We start from the raw sequence: 20,893 nt of genomic DNA on the forward strand, positions 1-20,893 counted from the left end.
TGGCTGGTGATGTGTTGAACCCTCTCATCCCCCTTATTCCACAGGCAAACGCTGGAATTCCTGCCGAGGCGCTGCCCCGGACCACCCCTTCTCCTCTGGTGGGAGAAGGTGCCCCCGAAGGGGGCGGATGAGGGGGGCGCTGAGCTTCAGCAATCACCACGGTTGCTGCTGATAATGCCGAGCCTTCTCATCCCCTTCCTTCTCGCTTGAGGGAGGAAGGTCGGGGATAAAAGCACCGCTCAGTCGGCCAGACGCGGGGGAGTCTCTTACGACCCGCCAGCCCCGTCCTGTCCCACGAACGCGATGCGCAGCATGTTGGTCGCCCCGGGCGTTCCCAGCGGCACGCCGGCGGTGATCGCCACCCGGTCTCCCGGACGCGCCAAGCCTTCGACATAAGCGATCGAGCACGCCCGATCGACCATGTCGTCGAGCGAGATGGCGTCCTCGGTCTGCACGCAATGCAGCCCCCAGACGATGGAAAGCCGGCGCACGGTCGAAAGCTTGGGCGAGAGCGCGATGATCGGCTTGCTCGGCCGCTCCCGCGAGGCGCGGATGCCGGTGGAGCCCGAAGAGGTGTAGGTGACGATAGCGGCAAGGTCGAGCGTTTCCGCCACCTGCCGGGTCGCTGCCGAAATGGCGTCGGCAGCGGTGGCTTCGGGCTCGGTTGCCTGGCTCCTGATGATGCCGGGATAGAGCGCGTCCTGCTCCACCGCTTCGGCGATCTTGTTCATGGTGGTCACCGCCTGCACCGGGTAGGAACCCGAGGCGCTTTCGGCAGAAAGCATCACCGCGTCCGCACCTTCGAACACGGCGATCGAAACGTCCGAGACCTCCGCGCGGGTCGGCACCGGCGCGGTAATCATGGATTCGAGCATCTGGGTGGCCACAACCACCGGCTTGCCCAGGCGGCGGCACATGCGGGTGATGCGCTTTTGCATGCCGGGCACGGATTCGAGCGGCATTTCCACGCCAAGGTCGCCACGGGCGATCATGATGGCGTCGGAAAGCCGGATGATCTCCTCGAGCCGCTCGATGGCCTGCGGCTTTTCGATCTTGGCCAAGACCCCGGCGCGGCCCTGGACGATCTTGCGCACGTCGATCATGTCTTCGGGGCGCTGCACGAAGGAAAGCGCGATCCAGTCGATCTCCTCGGCCAATGCCGCCTGCAGATCGGCCCTGTCCTTGTCGGTCAGAACGCCGACCGCGAGAATGGTATCGGGCAGCGAAACGCCCTTCTTGTCGGAAAGCTTGCCGCCATAGACCACAGTGGTGTTGATCGCTTCGGGCGAGGTCGCCGAAACGCGCAATTCGATCTTGCCGTCATCGAGCAGCAGCCGGTCGCCGGTCTTGACCGATGAAAAGATTTCCGGATGGGGAAGGTAGACCCGTGTCTTGTCGCCCGGCGTTTCGGAAGCGTCGAGCGTAAAGGTCTCGCCCTTGGCCAGCATGGTGGAGCCTTCGGCGAAGGTGCCGACCCTGAGCTTGGGGCCCTGCAGATCGACCAGAATGCCGATCGGATAGCGCACCGAGCGTTCGACCGCCCGGATCTTGGCGACGGTTTCGCGCATCAGGTCATGGCTGGCATGGCTCATATTGATGCGGAAAACGTCGGCGCCGGCGCGCACCAGTTCCTCGATGACTTTTGGGTCGCTCGAGGCCGGTCCAAGCGTTGCGACGATCTTTACGCGGCGCGATCTCTTCATTGCGGCTCCAGACTGGTTGAATTGTTTTCTGTCAATTGCATGGTCCAATCGGTACGGCCCTGCGTATCGATCTCAAAAAATCCCGTGCGCTCATATCCGCGCGCCAGGCAGTCCTCGACGCCAAAGATTGTAAAGCTCGCATCTTGCGTGCACATGAACACCGAGCCGTCCCAGGCGCCGCCGGCCATGTCGTCCACAGCATAAAGGTAGTAGTAGCGCGAGGTCAGATCGCCTTGGTAGACGATGGCGCAGGCCTCGGGGCCGGCAACCCACCAGCCTTCTGACTGCCAGCCCGATTCCGCGCGATAGCCGAAGGCGATGGAAATCGTGCTCTGGGTCTGGTTGCAGACCCTCAGATCCGCCAGGGCCGGCTGCGGCAGCATCACGGATGCCGGCAGCATGACTACGGCAGCGATCACGAGGGTGCGAATCATGGACAACACGGGATTGGGTCGCGCGAGTAAAGATTGGGCCATGGTGTGTTATCAACGGGTCCAAAGATGTCAATGGGCAGAGGGGTTCATGCTATTATAGGCGAGGGCCGGCAACGTTCGGCCGGCCCGCCTCAAACCAGCGCTAGGCCAGTGTTTGGGCAGAAATTGGATAGCAAGGGAACCGGCTTTCCACACCCGGTTCACGTTTTTGATCGGAAGCCTTGAAGTCGCCCCGCCGATGGGATTGATAAGCGGCAACAACCTTCATTTTGGAAAGTGTGATTCATGGCTGACCACGGCATTGCGCGCGACCAGTTGCGCGCCTTCATCGAACGGATCGAGCGGCTCGAGGAAGAAAAGAAGGCCATCGCCGACGATATCAAGGAAGTCTATGCCGAGGCCAAGGGTTCGGGCTTCGACACCAAGGTCATGCGCCAGATCGTCCGCATCCGCAAGCAGGACCGCAACGAGCGCGCCGAGCAGGAAGCCATCCTCGATCTCTACATGCACGCCCTGGGCATGGCCGATCCCGGTTCCCAGGCCGAATATGACGAGGCGGCCGAATAAGACCGCCCCGATTTGGCATCAGCCTGGCTGCTTGAGTCCGAAGACGGTGCCGTTGATATCGGCCGCGTAGACCACTTTGCCCTGGCCGGGGATGGTGTTGATGTCACTCAATTGCCGCCCCTGGACAGCCGTTATGGCCTTGAGCGCGGCGTCGATGTCCTCCACCTCGTACCAGGCGATAACCTTCTGGTCCTTGTAAGTGTCCGACATCACCGCACCGGTCACCGTTCCGCTGTCGAGCATGATGTAATCCGGGATGAACGGGGAGGGCTCGGCCCTCCATCCGAACACCTGGCTGTAAAAGCGCGCGGTCGCGTCGACATCGCCGCTGGTGATTTCGATATGTACGATTTTGGTCATCGGATTTCTCCATAGCGTTACAGGGCAACCATAGGGTCGAGCCATGATCGCGGGCTTGGACGAAACCGGTGTTCAGGCTGAATGCATCATCTTGGCGATGCCGTTCAGCGTCCGCTGAAAGGTGGTCGGCGTCACCCCGGTAAACCGGCGGAAGTCACGATTGGCATGCGCCTGGTCGTAATAGCCCTGCATCAGGGCGAGTTGGGCCAAACCGTCGCCTGGGCGGGCGGCCAATATTTCTCCCACCAGCCTCTGGTAGCGCAGGATGGCCGAAAAGGCCTTGGGAGAAATTCCCACAACGTCGCGAAACTGGCGATAGAGCCGGTCATAGCCGATGCCCATGCGCGCGGCTAGGTCACCGAGCACGTCTGGATCGCTTTCGATCTCTTTGATCGCCATGCGGAGCCGCTCGAGGCCTCGCTGGGGGATGGGGTTCAGCCTTTGCGCCAGAAAGTCTTCCAGTACCCGCGCCGAGGGCTCGCCGAAATCCGCGGCGGCGACGTCGCTCTCCAGCGCCTGGGTCCTCTCGGCTCCGCTCCATTGGGTAAAAGAGAGCAGCGTATCGATGAGGGGCGGGCAACCCAATGCGTGGAGCCCGAACGGGGTGGGCTGAGCGGCCACGAGCTTGGAGCGGCCGGTTTGCGCGATGACGACCGGACGCGTGGAAATCCCGGCAACGCTCGTGTCGTTGGGTATGCGCTCGCCGGTTATCGGGTCCAGCCGGCTGCCGATGTCGCCCAGATTGACGATGATGGTCGGCCGGCCGTTGGGAATGAGGATTTCCCGACGTTCGGTCTCTCCGACAGTGGCCGAAACGATCCAGAAATGCTCGATATAGTCCGCCAATAGCGGACCGGGTTCGTAGCGTTCGTAGCGAAAGTCAGACGGCGTCATGGCCGGCGGCGGCCAGGGCGCGGAGCGCGTTTTCCTGATCCCCCAGCGCCAGGAGCGCCGTTTCGACGATACCGGCGCGGTCCAGGCCCGCCTGGGCATACATGTCGTTCTGCCCCGCCTGCTCGATATAGCGGTCGGGCATCACCAGGGGGCGGAACTTGAGCCCGTGGTCGAGCAGGCCCAATTGCGCCAGCCGCGTCGCCACATGGCTGCCGAACCCGCCGATCGCGCCCTCTTCGACGGTGATCAGCACAGCGTGCTCCTTGGCCAGGCGCGCCAGAAGCTCCTCGTCGAGCGGCTTGGCAAAGCGCGCATCGGCAACCGTTGTCGAAAAACCGTAGGTCCCCAACGTCTCTGCCGCCGCAAGGCACTCGCCCAGCCGCGTGCCCAGCGAGAGAAGCGCAATGGTTGTGCCCTCCTTGAGCACGCGTCCCTTGCCGATCTCGAGCGGAATGCCGCGCTCTGGCATCTCCACCCCGGCGCCCTCGCCACGCGGATAGCGGAAGGCGATCGGGCCTTCGTCATAGGCCGCCGCCGTCGCCACCATATGGCGCAATTCGGCTTCGTCGCCGGCGGCCATCACCACCATCCCCGGCAGTGTCGAAAGGTAAGCCACGTCGAATGAACCCGCATGGGTGGGCCCGTCCGCGCCTACATAGCCGGCGCGATCAATGGGGAAGCGCACCGGCAGGTGCTGGATCGCCACGTCGTGGATCACCTGGTCATAGGCGCGCTGGAGAAAGGTGGAATAGATCGTGCAGAAGGGTTTGAGCCCTTCGGTCGCCATGCCGGCGGCAAAGGTCACCGCATGCTGCTCGGCGATCCCCACATCGAAGGTGCGCGTCGGGAAGCGCTTTTCGAACTTGTCGAGCCCGGTGCCCGAGGGCATGGCGGCGGTGATCGCGACGATCTTTTCGTCCCGCTCGGCCTCATCGATCAGACTCTGTGCAAAAACCGAGGTGTAGGACGGCGCATTGCTCGCCGCCTTGGCCTGGGCGCCGGTGATGACGTTGAACTTGGAAACGCCGTGATATTTGTCGGCGGCCTGCTCTGCGGGTGCGTATCCCTTGCCCTTTTGCGTCACCACATGGATGAGGATCGGCCCGGTCTCCGCATCGCGGACGTTCTTGAGCACCGGCAGCAGATGGTCGAGATTGTGCCCGTCGATCGGCCCCACATAGTAGAACCCCAGTTCCTCGAACATGGTGCCGCCGGTCCAGAACCCGCGGGCGTATTCTTCGGTCTTTTTGGCTTTGTCCTTGATGAAGGGCGGCATCACCGTTTCGACGAATTGCTTGGCCGCGCCACGCAGCCCGCGATAGGCAGGCCCCGACACCAGCCGCGCCAGATAGGCGCTCATTGCCCCGGTCGGGGGAGCGATCGACATGTCGTTGTCGTTGAGGATCACGATCAGCCGCGCGTCCATGGCTCCGGCATTGTTCATGGCTTCATAGGCCATGCCGGCCGAAATCGCCCCGTCGCCGATCACCGCGACCACATTGCGCTTTTCGCCCTGAAGCTCGGAGGCTACCGCCATGCCGAGACCCGCCGAGATCGATGTCGATGAGTGGCCGGCCCCGAACGGGTCGTATTCGCTCTCGCCGCGCTTGGTGAAGCCTGAAAGCCCGTCCTTCTGGCGCAGCGTGCGGATCCGGCCGCGCCGCCCGGTCAAGACCTTGTGCGGATAGGCCTGATGCCCGACATCCCAGATGATCCGATCGTGCGGCGTGTCGAAAACGTGATGCAGCGCCACCGTCAGCTCGACCACGCCCAGTCCGGCGCCCAGGTGCCCGCCGGTGACGGAAACGGCATCGATCACCTCATTGCGCAGCTCGGCGGCGAGCGTGATCAATTCCTCGCGCTTGAGCGCCTTGAGATCGGCTGGCGAGCCGATGGTATCGAGCAGCGGAGTGGCTGGTTTTTCGGACACTTCGATTGCCTTGTGAACGCTGTGTAACGGACGCGTTTTGTTTTTGTCACGTTTTCGAACCGCTAAAGCGGCAAGCGCCCGGTGCTGAAAACGTTCCTGCCCCATGTCCTGATGTAGTCAGGTGGGCGCCTTTTGGCAACAAAAGAGGACCGAACTGTGTCAGTTCGCCTGCGGGTCGTAATGCACCCAGATGGTCTGGGCCGGCCCGAAGCCGTTGCTCGAGGGGCCGAGCGAAGCGGTGCGGGTGAACCCTGTCGCCGCGACGATCTCCTCGCCGGCGCCGCTGCCATCGGACTGGCCTTCGAAAGCGAAATGGTCGCTGGCCAGGGCAACGGGCGCGAGCATGGTGTCGGTCACCGTTGCCAGCTCGGGGGCAAACAGTTCGCCCTCGGCAACCGCAAGGCTGGCCATGGCATTGCCGGTGGCCTGATCGGCACGCGCCGGCTCGGCAGCCGGAAGGGTGGCGTTTTCGAACAGCGAAGCGAAGGCATCGAGTTCGGATGGCTGCTCGAGCGATGCGGTCTCGATGGCCGCATCGAACCCGGGGCGGATCGCCAGCTCGGCGGGCTCAGCCGCCTGCGGTTGCACCGCGGCTGCGACGGCGGGTGTGAACTGGGGACGCGGCTGGGGAACCGGCGCTTCCTGGATCGCGGCGACCTCCAGCGAACCGCCGCCGGTGGGCGCATAGGCGGAGGGCGTTTCGGCGCGCAACTCGGCCAGCGCACGGGACATCGAGGGCGGCAGCGGCGCTTCGTCAGTTTCGCCGGTGTCGGCCATGGCCACCTGCCGGGTCATCTCGGCGGCGTCGATCACCTGGAAGGGAATGGTTTCGGGCATGGCGGGCGTATCGGCCACCATGGTTCCCGCAATCAGATCGGCGGGCCGGGCCGGCGGGGCAGGGGGCTCGGCGGAGACCTGGACGGGGGCGGAAGCGGCAGCCGCGGCCACCTGGACTGGCGCAGGGGCGGCAGGGGCAGCGACCACTTGCGGGGCGGGTTGCTGGGCCGCCGGCTGATCGTTGTTGCCGCCACCGGTAATCATGTCCCAGAGCGTGCGGGGCCGGTCGCCATCGGCAACCTGGATCGCGCCGTTCATGGACGATCCGGCATTGCACGGCACGCGGTGGCAGCGCTGCCATTCGGCCTGGGCGTAGCGATAGCCTTCCTGGGACAGCACGCGCCCGTTGGAGGGCAGGTGCAGGGTGCGCCCGTCAGGGAAGATTTCGCGCAATTGCGCCTCGGTCATGCGCGGCCAGGCGCGCACCGATGCGGTGTCGAGATGCACGAAGGGGCTGCCCGAGCTGGGATAATACCCCACGCCGCCCACCTGCAAGCGCATGCCCAGCGCGCGCAGCGTGGAGATCGGCACGCCCGGAATATAGAAGTCGATGGCCTTGCCCTTCATGTGCTGGGAATTGTCGGCAACACCCGAGGAGTTCGAGGCGAGCATCGCGTTGGTTGCCGGCGAGCGGTAGGCGGAAACGATGTGGATGGGCTGGCTGGCGCCCGATTGCTGATACACTTCCCAGAGCAGGTCGAACAGGGCCGGATCCATCTTGGCCGGCTCGTTGCGCCGCCAGTCGCGCAGGAATACGTTGAGCCGATCGAGCGCCGATTGGACGAAGCGTCCGTCGCGCTTGTAGACGATGCGGATCGTTTCCTTGGTGTGGGTATAATAGAGATAAAGTTCGCGCTCATTGGCCGCCTGGGCCGGCGCGATCAGAGGCAGAATGGATGCCAGTGCGATGGCTGCGGCCAGCATGGCCCGCATCAAACGGTTGACTGAACTCGATACCCTACACGTCACGCCGCTTAGCCCGTCTTTGATTTAAATGCTCGACGGCACCCTATCAGCAACCCATGCGAGAAACGTTAACGCTAACGGGATGTGTATGCGCGCCGATGCCTTGCCCTTGTTTGCGCCAAGCTGAGGGCGAAAGACGGCGTGAAGATGACCAAAATGTTACCGAGTGCTTAAGACGGTCGCCGGGGGGATCGGCCCGGAGACCCTCAAGGCTTCACGCTTCTCGGCAGAGGTGTAGCTCCACACCCCGCTCCCGCATCGCGTCTCAAACCCGCAGCGAAATCACCTCTCCGCGTCCAGCCCCAGCATTTCGATTACCCGTTCATTGTGTCCATAAAGATCGGCGAAGGATCGCACCGTGCCGTCGTCCCCCACCCGCAGCGTGAAATAGGCCAGGTGTACGGGCACGTGCCGGTCCATGTTGAACCAGCGCTCGCTGCCGCCCAGCGTCGTTTCGAGCGATGCGACGGTGATGTCGGGCTCAAATTCGAGCAGCGCTTCGGCAAAGCCGAACGGATCCTGCACGCGCACGCAGCCATGGCTCAGCGCCCGCATGGAACGCTCGAAGAGGTACGGCGCGTTGGTGTCGTGCAAATAGACGTCGTGGCTGTTGGGAAAGAGAAATTTCACCTGCCCCAGCGCATTGGAAGTTCCCGGCTTCTGGCGCACGCGGAACATCGATGGGCTGGCCCGCGACCAATCCACCATCCAGGGGTCGATGGCGTTGCCCTGGTAGAGCAGTTCCATGTTCTGGCTGGCGATGTAGTTGGGGTTGCGCGCCACCTGCGGGAAAATCTCCGCCCGCAGGATCGAGGAGGGCACGTTCCAATAGGGATTGGTCACCACGTGCCGGATATTGTCAGAAAACAGCGGCGTCTGGTTTTCCGCCGTCCCCACGATCACCCGCGTGCCCCACACCGACTGGCCGTCGCGATTCACGTCGAGCCGAAACTCGGGAATATTGACGAAAACGTTGAACGCGCCCAGATCCTCGGGCATCCAGCGCCAACGCTCCATATTGGCGACGATGTCGGCGCGCGAGGCTCCGCCCGCGCCGTTGATGGCGGCAACCGTCGCCGGGCCCACCACCCCGTCCGGGTTGAGGCCCATTTCGGCCTGGAAGGCTTCGACGGCGGCGGCCAGCGCCTCGTCATAGATCGCCGGATCGCCGCCGGGCGCCAGAGGTACGTCCATACGCTCGCGCAGCATGGGCACGCGCAGATCGGTCATGCCGATCTTGATGAGCTTGCCGTCCCCGATCTTGGGCAGGTCCTCGATTTCGCCGGCATAGTGGTCGGCCAGCAATTCACGCAGGGCGACGAATTCGGGATGGGTGGGGTGATAGCCCATGAGCACTGCGGCCGGGTCCGAGGCCTCGGCCACTGCCGCGAACAGTTCGGCTTCATCGACGCTCTTGGGCGCGACATCGACGAAATCGGACACGGTGCGCGGATCGAGCCGGCCGGAATAGGCATCGTTGGCATAGCGTAGGATGGCCGCCGAAAATTCCGCTTCGAGCGCGGCAAACGCGTCCGGGGTGTCCGCCGTCGCCAGGTCGAGCCCCTCGGTCAGGTAATCCGAAGGCTCCAGGCCCTCAAGATGGGCTTCCCTGAACAGGGCGACGATCTCCTCGGCCGCGTCGGAAAAGGCGATGCCGTCATCGGTCTTGGTCAGCCAGAGCGGTTCGAAATGCCGGGCGCCGTAAAAATAGTAGAGCCGGTCGGCATCGGCCTGTTCCCGGCTGCCGGGGGCAGCTTCGGCCATGGCGGCGCGCAGCCCGTCGCGAATGCTCGTTGCGAGTTCGGTCCTGGGCGGCGCGATCAGGATGCGTGTGGCCTCGACGCCGTTGACCATGACCGTTTCGTAGGCCAGGGCGCTCGAACCCAGAAGTGAGAGAGACGCCACGGCTCCCAAAAGGAGCCCTTTGAACCGCAAGCTCAAACCGTTCACCATGCCGCACCAAGCCCTTCGCGCGTCCGTACGCCTTTCAGGCGAATCTTTGATCCGCGCGCATTGGATAAATTTTATCTCTCCTGCTGAGTCCCGCAAGCGAGGTGCCGTCGGCGTGATCGGCAATCCCCCGATTTTGCAGCTTTCAGGCAACATCTTGCGCTCCCATGCCTTCGAGCCCGTATTCCTTGAGCTTGCGGTAAAGGGTCGAGCGCCCGATACCCAATTGCCGCGCCACCTGCGCCATGCGTCCGGCATTGTGGTCGATGGCAAAGGCGATCAGCTCGCGTTCGATCTCGACCAGCGGCAGCAGGTTGCCCGCCCCGTCGAGAAACCGGTCGGGGACCGGTGCCGGCGTGGGATCGGGAAGGCGCGGCAGGGGCGGGGCATTGTCGATATGGACGGGCTGGGCCGGCGTAAAGCCGCCGCGTTCGGCCCGCGCAGCCTCCCGTCCCTTTTCGGCGACGAGTATCTGGGGAAAATCATCGGCCTGCAGCACCGGGCTTTCGGCCAGCACCACGGCGCGGAAGATGGCGTTCTCCAATTGCCTTATATTGCCGGGCCAGTCATAGCCCATCAGCATATCGAGCGCATCGGATGAAATCGTCGCCACCCGCCGGCCTTCCTCGGCCGCGAACCGGGCGATGAAGTGATCGACAAGGGCGGGTATGTCGTCCTTCCTCTCGCGCAGCGGCGGCAGGTAGATGGGAAAGACGTTGAGCCGGTAATAAAGATCCTCGCGGAACGACCCCTCGCGCGCCAGGTTCAAAAGCCGCCGGTTGGTCGCCGAAATCACCCGCACATTGACCTTGACCGGCCGCGCCGCGCCCACCGGTTCGATTTCGCCCTCCTGGAGCGCCCGCAACAGTTTCACCTGCGTTTCGAGCGGCAGTTCCCCCACCTCGTCGAGAAACAGCGTTCCATTGTGCGCCTCGCGGAATTTCCCCGGCGCATCGGCGCTCGCTCCGGTAAAGGCGCCGCGCACATGTCCGAACAGGGTGGATTCCACCAGATTGGCGGGAATGGCCCCGCAATTGACGGTGACGAACGGCTTGCCGGCCCGCTCGCCCGATCCCTGGATGGCGCGGGCCAGCAATTCCTTGCCGGTTCCCGATTCCCCTTCGATCAGAACGGGAATGGTGCTCGCCGCTGCCTTCTTGCCCAAGGTCATGGTGCGCGCCATGGCCGGACTTTTGGTGACGATATGGGCAAAGGAGAAATTGCCGTCCTTGCGTGCCCGCTCGGCCTTCAAACTCGATTCGAGCGTTCCGAGCTTTAGGGCATTGCGCAGGGAAATGGTGATCCGCTCGGGCGCCACGGGCTTCACGAAAAAGTCGACCGCCCCCAGTCGCATGGCCGAGATCACCGTGTCGAGCGAGGTTTGTGCCGTCTGGACGATGACGGGAATGGCGATTCCGTCGCGCTTTAGCGCTTCGAGCACGCTCATCCCGTCCATTTCCGGCATCACCATATCGAGGATCATCGCCCCGATGCCGTAGGTCTTGCGCAGGACATCGAGCGCCTCGGCTCCCGAATGCACGGCCAGAGGGGTGAACCCGGCCTTTGCGACCACTTCCGAAGTCAGACGAGATTGAACCGGATCATCGTCGACGATCAGAACCTTGTGCATTAGGGACGCTCACTCCAACACGACCACTCAGGCTCCCGGCGGCAAGAATCGCCGGGTGTGCCGATTTGGGTCAGGCTAGGCCCGATCCTTTAACAGGGCTTTAAGCAAGCTCGCCTTGGCAGGGGATGGACGCCCCGATAAGGTGCGCGCCAAAACCGACACGAAGCGGAGTACCTCCATGTCCTCTCCCGCCCCGCAATCGACCCACAACCAGTTCGGCCAGCTCCCCGAATGGGATCTTTCCGATCTTTATCCCGGCGTTGCCTCTGACGAACTCAAGGCCGACCTTGCGTTCCTCGACACCGAGACCAGGGCGTTCGAGGTCGACTACAAGGGCAAGCTCGAAGCTCTTGCTCGCGAGGGGAAACTGGTCGAGGCGGTCAGGCGCTACGAAAAGCTCGACGAGGTCATGGGGCGGCTGGGCTCGTTCGCCTATCTCAACTACGCGCAGAACACCGGCGATGGCGACCGGGTCAAATTCCTCGGCGACACCCAGGACAAGCTCACCAACCTTTCGACCCGCGTGCTGTTCTTTACCCTGGAGATCAACAGGATCGACGACGCGGTGCTCGATGCCGCGTTCGAAGCGAGCGCCGATCTCGCCCGCTACCGTCCCTGGTTCACCGAATTGCGCAAGGCGCGGCCCTACCAGCTCGAGGACCGGGTGGAAGAGCTGTTCCACGACAAATACGTCACCGGCCACGCCGCCTGGAACCGCCTGTTCGACGAGACCATGGCCAGCCTTTCCTTCGATGTAGCCGGCGAGACGCTCGGGCTCGAGCAGACCCTCAATTTGCTCTCGGACAAAAAGGAAGAGAAGCGCTCGGCCGCTTTCGGCGCGCTCACCAAGACGCTCTCGGAAAACAAGAAGCTCTTTGCCCACATCACCAATGTGATGGCCAAGGACAAGGAGATCTCCGACCGCTGGCGCGGCTACAAGGACGTCGCCGACAGCCGCCACCTTGCCAATTCGGTCGAGCGCGAAGTCGTCGACGCGCTGGAGAAATCGGTCCGCGAAGCCTATCCGCGCCTTTCGCACCGTTATTATCAGATGAAGGCGAAATGGTTCGGCAAGGACCAGCTCGACGCCTGGGACCGCAACGCCCCGCTCCCCACCTCCGACGATCGCATCTTCGATTGGGACACGGCCAGGACCACGGTGCTCGACGCCTATGGCCGCTTCTCGCCCAGGCTGGTCGAAGTCGCCCAGCCCTTTTTCGACAGCGGCTGGATCGACGCGGCGGTCAAGCCCAACAAGGCTCCCGGAGCCTTCGCGCATCCCACCGTCACCACGGCGCATCCATACCTGATGCTCAACTATATGGGCCGCACCCGCGACGTCATGACGCTGGCCCATGAGCTCGGTCATGGAGTTCATCAACGCCTTGCCGCTCAACAAGGCGAACTCATGGCTTCAACACCACTAACACTGGCTGAAACCGCCAGTGTTTTCGGGGAGATGTTGACGTTCCGCGCCATCCTGGACGCCACCACCGACCCCCGCCAGCGCTTCGCTCTGATCGCCTCGAAAATCGAGGACATGCTCAATACCGTGGTGCGGCAGATCTCGTTCTATACGCTTGAGCGCAAGATCCACCTCGCGCGCCGGGAGGGCGAGCTAAGGCCCGAGGAAATCGACGCTTTTTGGATGGAAGTCTCCACCGAAAGCCTCGGTCCGGGCATCCGGCTGAACGAGGGCTATGAAGTTCTCTGGAGCTATATCGGCCACTTCATCCACGCGCCCTTCTACGTCTACGCCTATGCTTTCGGCGATTGCCTTGTGAACTCGCTTTACGCACAGTATGAAAAGTCCAGCGAGGGTTTCGCCGAAAAGTATTTCGAGATGCTCAGCGCCGGCGGATCGAAACACCATTCCGAGCTTCTGGCGCCGTTCGGGCTGGACGCCCGCGACCCGCAATTCTGGTCGCTGGGGCTGTCCATGATCGAAAGACTCATTGACGAACTCGAACAAACGCAGCCCTAACAAGGGCATTCAGGGTCCAAATCTCAAATCAGGGGAAAGCCGCAATGGCCGAAAACCAGGTCGCAACCTTTTCGAACGAACCGATCTCCGACGCCGAAAAAGCCAAGGAATTCGAAGAGCATACCAAGACCTATGCAGGATTTCTCGCCGGCACCAAGTGGACGGTCATCGCCACTGTCGCCATCCTGGTCGTTCTGTATCTCGTCTTTGTCGTTTAAGCCGGTCGCCCTGGGGGGCTGGCCGACACATCTTGCAGGCCACTAAGAGGCAAGGGTTTCATGAAAATTGCCATATTGCGCGAGCGCGCGGGGGGAGAAACCCGCGTAGCCGCGACGCCGGAAACGATCGCCAAGCTCATCGGGCTGGGCGCATCGGTCAGCGTCGAATCAGGGGCAGGGGAAGCGTCGCGCATCCTCGACCAGCACTATAAGGACGCCGGAGCGAGCGTCGAAACGACCGCAGCGGCCGCCGTCAAAGGCGCCGACGTCATTCTCGCCGTGCGCCGTCCGGACGCCGCGGCACTGGCCGGCGCCGCCAAGGGCGCGCTCGTTCTCGCCATCGCCGATCCCTATGGCAACGAGGCGGCGCTTGCCGCGCTCGCCAAGGCCGGGCTGTCGGTGTTCGCCATGGAACTGATGCCGCGCATCACGCGCGCCCAGGTCATGGACGTGCTTTCGAGCCAGGCCAACCTCGCCGGCTATCAGGCCGTCATCGAAGCCTCGATGGACTATGACCGCGCGCTGCCCATGATGATGACCGCCGCCGGCACGGTCCGGGCCGCCAAGGTGTTCGTCATGGGCGCCGGCGTTGCGGGCCTGCAGGCCATCGCCACCGCCAAGCGCCTGGGCGCCGCCGTTTCGGCTACCGACGTGCGCGCCGCCGCAGGCGAGCAGGTGGAATCGCTGGGCGCCAAATTCATCATGACCGATGCGCTCAAGGACGCCTCGGGCACCGGTGGTTACGCGCGCGAACTCACCAAGGAAGAGCAGGCCGCACAGGCCGAACTCGTCGCCGGGCACATTGCCAAGCAGGATATCGTGGTCACCACCGCGCTGATCCCCGGCCGCCCCGCGCCCAAGCTCATCACCAAGGCGATGGTCGAATCCATGGCTCCGGGCTCGGTGATCGTCGATCTTGCCGCCGAGCGCGGTGGCAATGTGGAACTCACGGTTCCGGGCCAGACGATCGTCCACAACAACGTGACGATCATCGGTACCCTCAATCTGCAGGGCAAGATCGCGGCCACCGCTTCCCAGCTCTATGCCAAGAACCTCTTGGCCTTCCTTGACACCATGGTCGACAAGGAAGCCAAGAGCTTGAAGGTCAATTGGGATGACGAACTGGTCAAGGCCACGCTTCTGACCCGCGATGGCGCCGTCGTGCATCCCAATTTTGCCGCTGCTGCCGAAGCGGCTCCTGCCGTCGCGGCGCCCGCCGACAAGGCCGAAGCCAAGGCGCCAGCCAAGACCGGTACAGCGCGCAAAACGGCCGCCAAATCCACTACGGCCGCCGCGCCAAAAACTGCAACCGCCAAGGCCCCTGCCAAAAAGGGCACCACGGGCAAGGCCGCTGCCGCCAAGGTCGCCACGGCCGGCGCCGTCGAGGTCGCCACGGCCGGCGCCGTCGAGGTGCCCGCCAAAAAGGCTCCGGCCCGCAGAACCACCAAGGCCGCTGCGGACACCACTGAAGCTGCGGCAAAGCCCGCAGCCAAAAAGCCTGCCGCCAAGAAGCCGGCAGCCAAAAAGGATGGAGGTCAGTAATGGTCGGCGTCGATAGTTTCTTTTTCTTCCTCTCGATCTTCGTCCTGGCGATCTTCGTGGGCTACTATGTCGTCTGGTCGGTCACCCCGGCTCTTCATACCCCGCTCATGGCGGTCACCAACGCCATCTCCTCGGTCATCGTGGTCGGCGCGCTCCTAGCGGTCGGCGTTTCGCTGGTCGGCGATACCGGCCCGGCCCGCTGGTTCGGGTTCATCGCGTTGATCCTGGCGTCGGTGAACATTTTCGGCGGGTTCCTCGTCACCCAGCGCATGCTGGCGATGTACAAGAAGAAGGGCTGATCCAACCATGATCTCTGCAAATATCGCGGCCCTCGCTTATCTCATTGCCGGGTCCCTGTTCATTCTCGCCCTGCGCGGGCTTTCTTCGCCGGTCACTGCCCGGCGCGGCAACTACATGGGCATGGTGGGCATGGCGATCGCCATCGTCACCACGCTCGCCATCGCTGCCCCCACCGATCCCTTTGCCTGGGTGCTGATCATCGGTGGTCTGGCCATCGGTGGCGGCATCGGTGCGTTCATCGCCCGCGGCGTGCCTATGACGGCCATGCCGCAGCTCGTGGCCGCCTTCCACTCGTTGGTCGGTCTTGCTGCCGTCTTCGTCGCGGCCGCCGCGCTCTATGCGCCGGAAGCCTTCGGCATCGGCACCCCCGGTCACATTCATGCCCAGGCGCTGGTGGAAATGAGCATCGGCGCCGCCATCGGTGCCTTCACCTTCACCGGTTCGGTCATTGCGTTCGCCAAGCTCGATGGCCGCATGTCGGGCAAGCCGATCCTTTTGCCGGCCCGGCACCTGATCCATCTTGCCGTCGGTATCGCCATTATCGCACTGGTCTGGTACTTCACCGTCACCGCCGATCCGCTCGCCTTCTGGGGCATCGTTGTTTTGGCCCTCGTCCTGGGCGGCCTGATGATCATCCCGATCGGGGGCGCCGACATGCCGGTCGTGGTCTCCATGCTCAACTCCTATTCGGGCTGGGCTGCCGCCGGCATCGGCTTTACGCTGGGCAACACCGCGCTGATCATCACCGGCGCGCTGGTCGGCTCCTCGGGCGCGATCCTTTCCTACATCATGTGCAAGGCGATGAACCGCTCGTTCATCTCGGTCATCCTTGGTGGCTTTGGTGGCGATGATGCTGCCGCTGCCTCAGGCGATGTGGAAGAACGTCCGGTCAAGCAAGGCTCTGCCGAAGATGCCGCCTTCATCATGCAGAACGCGTCCAAGGTGATCATCGTCCCCGGCTACGGCATGGCCGTGGCCCAGGCTCAGCACGCGCTGCGTGAAATGGCCGACGAACTCAAGGCCGCCGGCGTTGATGTCTCCTACGCCATCCACCCGGTCGCCGGCCGCATGCCCGGGCACATGAACGTGCTGCTCGCCGAAGCCAACGTGCCTTACGACGAAGTGTTCGAACTCGAAGACATCAACTCCGAGTTCTCCCAGGCCGACGTGGCCTTCGTCATCGGCGCCAACGACGTCACCAACCCTGCCGCCAAGACCGACAAGACGTCGCCGATCTACGGCATGCCGGTCCTCGACGTCGAAAAGGCCGGTACGGTGCTGTTCATCAAGCGCGGCATGGCCGCCGGCTATGCGGGCGTGCAGAACGAGCTGTTCTTCCGCGACAACACCATGATGCTGTTCGGCGACGCCAAGAAGGTCACCGAGGCCATCGTGAAATCGATGAATCACTGAGGTTGCTCAGAAGCTGATCGTGGAGGGCCCGGGGGAAATCCCGGGCCTTTTTCGTTCCAGTTACACCGCTGTGCGTACTTGCCGCTTTGTGCCTGGGTGTCCATCTTGAGCCCAACAGAGAGGCTCTCCATGACCAGATCCATCCGCATCGACCTGTTCACCGATATTGTCTGCCCTTGGTGCCTCATCGGCACCGCGCGCCTCGATCAGGCGCTGGCGACCCTTCCCGATGATGTCGAGGTCGAAGTGCTCCACCACCCGTTCCTTCTCGATCCCACGACCCCCGAGGAAGGGCAGAACACCAGGGAGCGCCTCTCGGCCAAATATGGCGGCGATATCGATGCCATGCAGGCGCGTGTGCAGTCGGTTGCTCGCGATGCCGGCGTGCCGCTCGACATGAGCGTTCAGCCCATGAGCTACCCCACCATCAAGCCGCACACCCTCATTCGCTCGGCGGCGCCGGAGCAGCAATATCCCATGGCCAAGGCCTTCGCCGCCGCCTATTTCCTCGAGGGCAAGAACATCACCGACAACGATCTGCTCGCCGATATCGCGGCCCGACACGGTTTTGATCGTGACGCCGCGCTGGCGTTGATCGCCGATGAGAACGAAAACGATACCACCAAGGCCATGGCGCTTTCGGCCAGCCAGCAGGGCATCAACGGCGTGCCGTTCTTCATCTTCAACAACCAGTTCGCCATTTCCGGCGGTCAACCGCTGGAGGTCTTCCAGCGCGCCTTCCGTGTGGCGCTTGGCGAGGAAGCGCTGAACTAGACGAAGCTTTCCCCCGGCGGTATCAGAAAAGCAGATGCTGTCGGGAGGACATTCATGCTCAAAAAGATCGTCATCGGCGTCCTCGCCTTCATCGTCGTGGTCTATGGCGGGCTGGTCGCCTATCTTTACGTCAATCAGCGCGCCTTCTTCTTCAGTCCGGCAGGCGAGACCTTCGACCCCGCCGCCATCGGGCTTGATGCCGAAATCGTCACCATTCCCACGACCAATGAGGAGGTGATCACCGGCTGGTACGCTCCGCCGATCGACGATGCCCTCCCGGCCATTCTCTACCTCAAGGGCAATATGGGAAGCTTTTCCGCCGAGCACGAGCGCTTCACCGCCTTCACTCAAGCAGGCTACGGCTTCCTCTCGGTCGACTATCGCGGCTTCCCGCTCTCGCCCGGCGAAATTACCCAGGATCATATCCTCGCCGACGCGCTCGCCGCCTTCGATTGGCTGGCCGAGCGGGAGCAGCATATCGCCATCTGGGGCCGCTCTCTGGGCGCCTCGCCTGCCGTCTGGGTCGCGAGCCAACGGCAAGCCGACGCGCTGCTTTTGGAAACCCCTTTCTATTCCGCCGTCAACGTCGCCGCCGAGCGTTATCCGTTCATCCCCGTCGCCTGGCTAATGCTTGACCAGTTCCGCACCAATGACTGGATCGGCGCCGTCGAGGAGCCTGTATTCGTGGCCCATGGCACCGCCGACCAGACTGTCAGCGTCGGCAATGGCGAGCGGCTTTTCGAGGAGGTGCCGAACGCTTATGATCTGTGGATCGAGGAGGGCGCCGACCACTCCGATCTCTGGGCACGGGGCATATGGGAGCGGGCGCAGGCGTTCTTTTCGGAGGTGGAGCAGGGAGGCTGAGATGCCGAAATTTCTCGCAATCTACACCGGAACGGCCAGCGCGACAGAAAAGGCGCAGGCCGAGGGCAGGATCGATAAAGCAGCGGGCATGAAAGCCTGGGGCGAGTGGATGGAAACCCACGCCGCCTCCGTCGTCGATTCTGGCGGCCCGCTGGGCAGGACCAAGAAGATTTCCCCCGACGGCATCGCCGACATCACCAACACTGCGGCCGCCTACATCATCGTCGAGGCCGAAAGCCATCAAGCGGCGGCCGAGATGTTCCGGGGCCACGCCCATTTCACCAAGTTCCCGGGCGAGGGCGTCGAAGTGATGCCGATCCTCGACATGCCCGAGATGTAGCGGACGAGACCGGGCCGCCTTTAACCGCGCGATTGTCGCGAAGTCTTGGCGTGCGCCCGTTCGGTCATTGCGAACTGTCGGGGCATGCCCGACAGTGAAGGAGGGGCGAGGGCTCTCGCAAGCTCGGCGTAGCGATCCACGTCCGCAAACAAAAACGCCGCCCTTGCGGGACGGCGTTTCTTGCAAATACGTTCTTGTCGAACAAGAAGCTAGCGACGGCCGGCTGCAACACCAGCTTCGCGTTGTGCGCGCTTACGAGCCAGCTTGCGGGCCCGGCGGATTGCCTCGGCCTTCTGGCGCGCCTTCTTTTCGGAAGGCTTCTCGTAATAGTTGCGCAGCTTCATCTCGCGAAACACACCTTCGCGCTGCAACTTCTTCTTCAGCGCCCGGAGCGCCTGATCGACATTGTTATCGCGAACGACTACTTGCACGCGGAACACCCGCCCTTTCGGTTAGAGAACTCGGTTGAAAATCAAGCGACAAAGGCCAATAGCACTTTGGCGCCGACCAGCACGTGCCAGTCACCGTGGCCGCGCTAGTTACCAGAAGAGTCGGGCGTTGTCCACTGGGGCGACCTAAAAACCTAAGGTTTCGGCACCTTCACGATATTGAGGTGCCCCATTTTGCGCCCCGGCCGGGCTTCGGTCTTGCCATAGACGTGCGGTTGTACCCCGGTCACCGAGCGTCCGGCGGTCGCATTGATTTCCTCGCCGATCAAATTCTCCATCACCACATCGGCCAGCCGGATGGTGCTCCCCAGGGGCCAGCCAAGAATGGCGCGGATGTGGTTTTCGAATTGGTCGGTGACGCACACCGCCTGGGTCCAGTGCCCCGAATTGTGCACCCGCGGTGCGATTTCGTTCACGAGGATTTCCGGCTCATCGCCGTCGGCAACGAGGAAGAACTCGACCCCCATCGTCCCCACATAGCCCAGCTCGGCAGCGATCTGCCCGGCAATCCCGCGCGCCTTGTCGGCCGCCCGCCCAGAGATCGATGCCGGCAGTGTGGAGGTCTTGAGGATATGATCCTTATGGACGTTCTCGGCCGGGTCATAGGTCACCACAACCCCGTCGGCCCCGCGCACGACGATCACCGAGATTTCCTTTTGGAACGCGATGAAGCCCTCGAGCACCAGGTCCACCCCCGAGAGCGCGGCGAATGCCGCCTCTGCGTCCTCTGGGGTGCGGATGGTGCGCTGGCCCTTGCCGTCATAGCCCAGCCGCGTGGTCTTGAGCACCGCCGGCAGGCCGATCTCGGCGATGGCGGCGTCGAGATCGGCACGGCTGTTGACCGCGCGATAGGACGCGACTGCGATTCCCGCGCGGGTCAGAAACCCCTTCTCGGCCAACCGGTCCTGGCTGACCTCCAACGCTTTGGGTCCGGGGTGGAGAGGAACGTTCTCGGCAATCACCTTGGCGGTTGCCAGCGGCACGTTCTCGAACTCGTAGGTGACGACATCGACCGCGCTCGCAAAAGCCCGGAGCGCCGCCACGTCCTCATAGCCCGCCACCGTCTTGTGGGGCGTCACCTCGAAAGCGGGGCTGTTCTCGTCGGGGCAGAAGATGTGAGTGCGCATGCCCAATTGGCTGGCCGCCAGGGAAAGCATGCGCCCAAGCTGTCCGCCACCCAGGATGCCGATGCGCGTGCCGGGAAGCAGGGGAGTGATTTCAGTCATCGTCCTTGGGAAACTCCGCAACCAGATTGGTCTGCCGCTCGCGCCATTCGGCCAGCCGGGCGGCCAGTTCCTCGTCGGCCAGCGAAAGGATGGAAGCGGCGAGCAGCGCCGCGTTGATCGCTCCGGCCTTGCCGATGGCGAGCGTGCCCACCGGCACCCCGCCCGGCATCTGAACGATGGAGAGCAGGCTATCCTGCCCATGCAGCGCCTTGCTCTCGACCGGTACGCCGAGCACCGGCAGTGTCGTCATGGAGGCGATCATGCCTGGAAGATGGGCGGCTCCGCCGGCGCCGGCGATCACCACCTTGAAGCCCTCGTCCCGCGCGCTGGTAGCGAAATCGACCATGCGCAGCGGGGTGCGGTGCGCCGATACAATCCGCGCTTCATAATCGACCCGGAGCGCCTCGAGCGTTTCGGCGGCAAAACGCATGGTGGGCCAGTCCGACTGGCTGCCCATGACGATGGCAATGGGGGGAGATGAAACCAAGAGCCTGTCCCTCAGTGCGGCTAAA

20 protein-coding genes are annotated in these 20,893 nt (G+C 63.3%); 9 read left to right on the plus strand and 11 right to left on the minus strand.

Going from position 1 to position 20,893, the window contains the following annotated elements; all coding sequences use genetic code 11:
* Positions 1-266 precede the first annotated feature (266 nt).
* Together pyk and NO934_RS11385 are read right to left on the minus strand one after the other, a co-directional pair.
* Positions 267-1,703 (minus strand): pyruvate kinase, encoded by a 1,437-nt coding sequence (gene pyk, locus NO934_RS11380; protein WP_309160082.1) that lies wholly within the window; start codon positions 1,701-1,703, stop codon positions 267-269.
* Complete coding sequence (locus NO934_RS11385; protein ID WP_309160083.1) at positions 1,700-2,137, minus strand: DUF1036 domain-containing protein; 438 nt, start codon at positions 2,135-2,137, stop codon at positions 1,700-1,702. The genes pyk and NO934_RS11385 overlap by 4 nt, the downstream gene beginning before the upstream one ends.
* A 285-nt stretch (positions 2,138-2,422) precedes the next feature.
* Here NO934_RS11385 and NO934_RS11390 point away from each other — a divergent pair, with 285 nt between their 5' ends.
* Positions 2,423-2,704, plus strand: coding sequence for a DUF2312 domain-containing protein (locus NO934_RS11390; protein WP_309160084.1), 282 nt, complete (start codon positions 2,423-2,425; stop codon positions 2,702-2,704).
* Positions 2,705-2,722: 18 nt separating this feature from the next.
* On the opposite strand, the gene NO934_RS11395 is transcribed toward NO934_RS11390, so the two are convergent.
* The 6 genes from NO934_RS11395 to NO934_RS11420 all read right to left on the minus strand — a co-directional run bounded on the left by NO934_RS11395 (position 2,723) and on the right by NO934_RS11420 (position 11,271).
* A complete protein-coding gene (locus NO934_RS11395; protein ID WP_309160085.1) occupies positions 2,723-3,064 on the minus strand; it encodes a VOC family protein in 342 nt (113 codons plus the stop codon).
* Positions 3,065-3,136: 72 nt separating this feature from the next.
* On the minus strand, positions 3,137-3,958 hold the full coding sequence (locus tag NO934_RS11400) for a helix-turn-helix domain-containing protein (RefSeq protein ID WP_309160086.1): 822 nt from the start codon (positions 3,956-3,958) through the stop codon (positions 3,137-3,139).
* Positions 3,945-5,888, minus strand: coding sequence for a 1-deoxy-D-xylulose-5-phosphate synthase (gene dxs / locus NO934_RS11405; protein WP_309160087.1), 1,944 nt, complete (start codon positions 5,886-5,888; stop codon positions 3,945-3,947). The genes NO934_RS11400 and dxs overlap by 14 nt, the downstream gene beginning before the upstream one ends.
* A gap of 159 nt (positions 5,889-6,047) precedes the next feature.
* Entirely contained in the window at positions 6,048-7,649 is a 1,602-nt protein-coding gene (locus NO934_RS11410) for a DUF882 domain-containing protein (RefSeq protein WP_309160088.1), read from the minus strand.
* A gap of 324 nt (positions 7,650-7,973) precedes the next feature.
* Positions 7,974-9,596, minus strand: a complete 1,623-nt coding sequence (locus tag NO934_RS11415; protein ID WP_309160089.1) for a L,D-transpeptidase family protein — start codon at positions 9,594-9,596, stop codon at positions 7,974-7,976.
* Between the two features lie 190 nt (positions 9,597-9,786).
* Entirely contained in the window at positions 9,787-11,271 is a 1,485-nt protein-coding gene (locus NO934_RS11420; protein WP_309160090.1) for a sigma-54 dependent transcriptional regulator, read from the minus strand.
* A 178-nt stretch (positions 11,272-11,449) separates the two neighbouring features.
* Here NO934_RS11420 and NO934_RS11425 point away from each other — a divergent pair, with 178 nt between their 5' ends.
* From NO934_RS11425 to NO934_RS11460, 8 genes are all read left to right on the plus strand, one after another.
* Positions 11,450-13,255 carry a M3 family oligoendopeptidase gene (locus tag NO934_RS11425; RefSeq protein WP_309160091.1) on the plus strand — a complete coding sequence of 602 codons (1,806 nt, stop codon included), beginning with the start codon at positions 11,450-11,452 and terminating at the stop codon, positions 13,253-13,255.
* Positions 13,256-13,299: 44 nt separating this feature from the next.
* A complete protein-coding gene (locus tag NO934_RS11430; RefSeq protein WP_309160092.1) occupies positions 13,300-13,473 on the plus strand; it encodes an aa3-type cytochrome c oxidase subunit IV in 174 nt (57 codons plus the stop codon).
* Positions 13,474-13,533: 60 nt separating this feature from the next.
* Entirely contained in the window at positions 13,534-15,015 is a 1,482-nt protein-coding gene (locus NO934_RS11435) for a Re/Si-specific NAD(P)(+) transhydrogenase subunit alpha (protein WP_309160093.1), read from the plus strand.
* Positions 15,015-15,314 carry a proton-translocating transhydrogenase family protein gene (locus tag NO934_RS11440; protein ID WP_309160094.1) on the plus strand — a complete coding sequence of 100 codons (300 nt, stop codon included), beginning with the start codon at positions 15,015-15,017 and terminating at the stop codon, positions 15,312-15,314. The genes NO934_RS11435 and NO934_RS11440 overlap by 1 nt, the downstream gene beginning before the upstream one ends.
* A gap of 10 nt (positions 15,315-15,324) precedes the next feature.
* Complete coding sequence (locus tag NO934_RS11445) at positions 15,325-16,728, plus strand: NAD(P)(+) transhydrogenase (Re/Si-specific) subunit beta (protein WP_309163708.1); 1,404 nt, start codon at positions 15,325-15,327, stop codon at positions 16,726-16,728.
* 129 nt (positions 16,729-16,857) lie between these two features.
* Entirely contained in the window at positions 16,858-17,502 is a 645-nt protein-coding gene (locus NO934_RS11450; protein WP_309160095.1) for a DsbA family oxidoreductase, read from the plus strand.
* 54 nt (positions 17,503-17,556) lie between these two features.
* On the plus strand, positions 17,557-18,366 hold the full coding sequence (locus NO934_RS11455) for a CocE/NonD family hydrolase (RefSeq protein ID WP_309160097.1): 810 nt from the start codon (positions 17,557-17,559) through the stop codon (positions 18,364-18,366).
* 1 nt (position 18,367) lies between these two features.
* On the plus strand, positions 18,368-18,706 hold the full coding sequence (locus NO934_RS11460; protein ID WP_309160099.1) for a hypothetical protein: 339 nt from the start codon (positions 18,368-18,370) through the stop codon (positions 18,704-18,706).
* 209 nt (positions 18,707-18,915) lie between these two features.
* On the opposite strand, the gene rpsU is transcribed toward NO934_RS11460, so the two are convergent.
* The 3 genes from rpsU to purE all read right to left on the minus strand — a co-directional run bounded on the left by rpsU (position 18,916) and on the right by purE (position 20,838).
* A complete protein-coding gene (gene rpsU / locus NO934_RS11465; protein WP_309163709.1) occupies positions 18,916-19,137 on the minus strand; it encodes a 30S ribosomal protein S21 in 222 nt (73 codons plus the stop codon).
* Positions 19,138-19,289: 152 nt separating this feature from the next.
* The gene (locus tag NO934_RS11470; protein ID WP_309160100.1) at positions 19,290-20,381 is read right to left on the minus strand and encodes a 5-(carboxyamino)imidazole ribonucleotide synthase; all 1,092 of its coding nucleotides are present in this window, start codon (positions 20,379-20,381) and stop codon (positions 19,290-19,292) included.
* Positions 20,374-20,838: a 5-(carboxyamino)imidazole ribonucleotide mutase gene (gene purE, locus NO934_RS11475; protein ID WP_375142890.1), complete on the minus strand. Its 465-nt coding sequence runs from the start codon at positions 20,836-20,838 to the stop codon at positions 20,374-20,376. Before purE ends, NO934_RS11470 begins: the two co-directional genes overlap by 8 nt.
* Positions 20,839-20,893: the final 55 nt, after the last annotated feature.

This window comes from Pelagibacterium sp. H642 (assembly GCF_031202855.1).
Classification (GTDB): Bacteria; Pseudomonadota; Alphaproteobacteria; order Rhizobiales; family Devosiaceae; genus Pelagibacterium.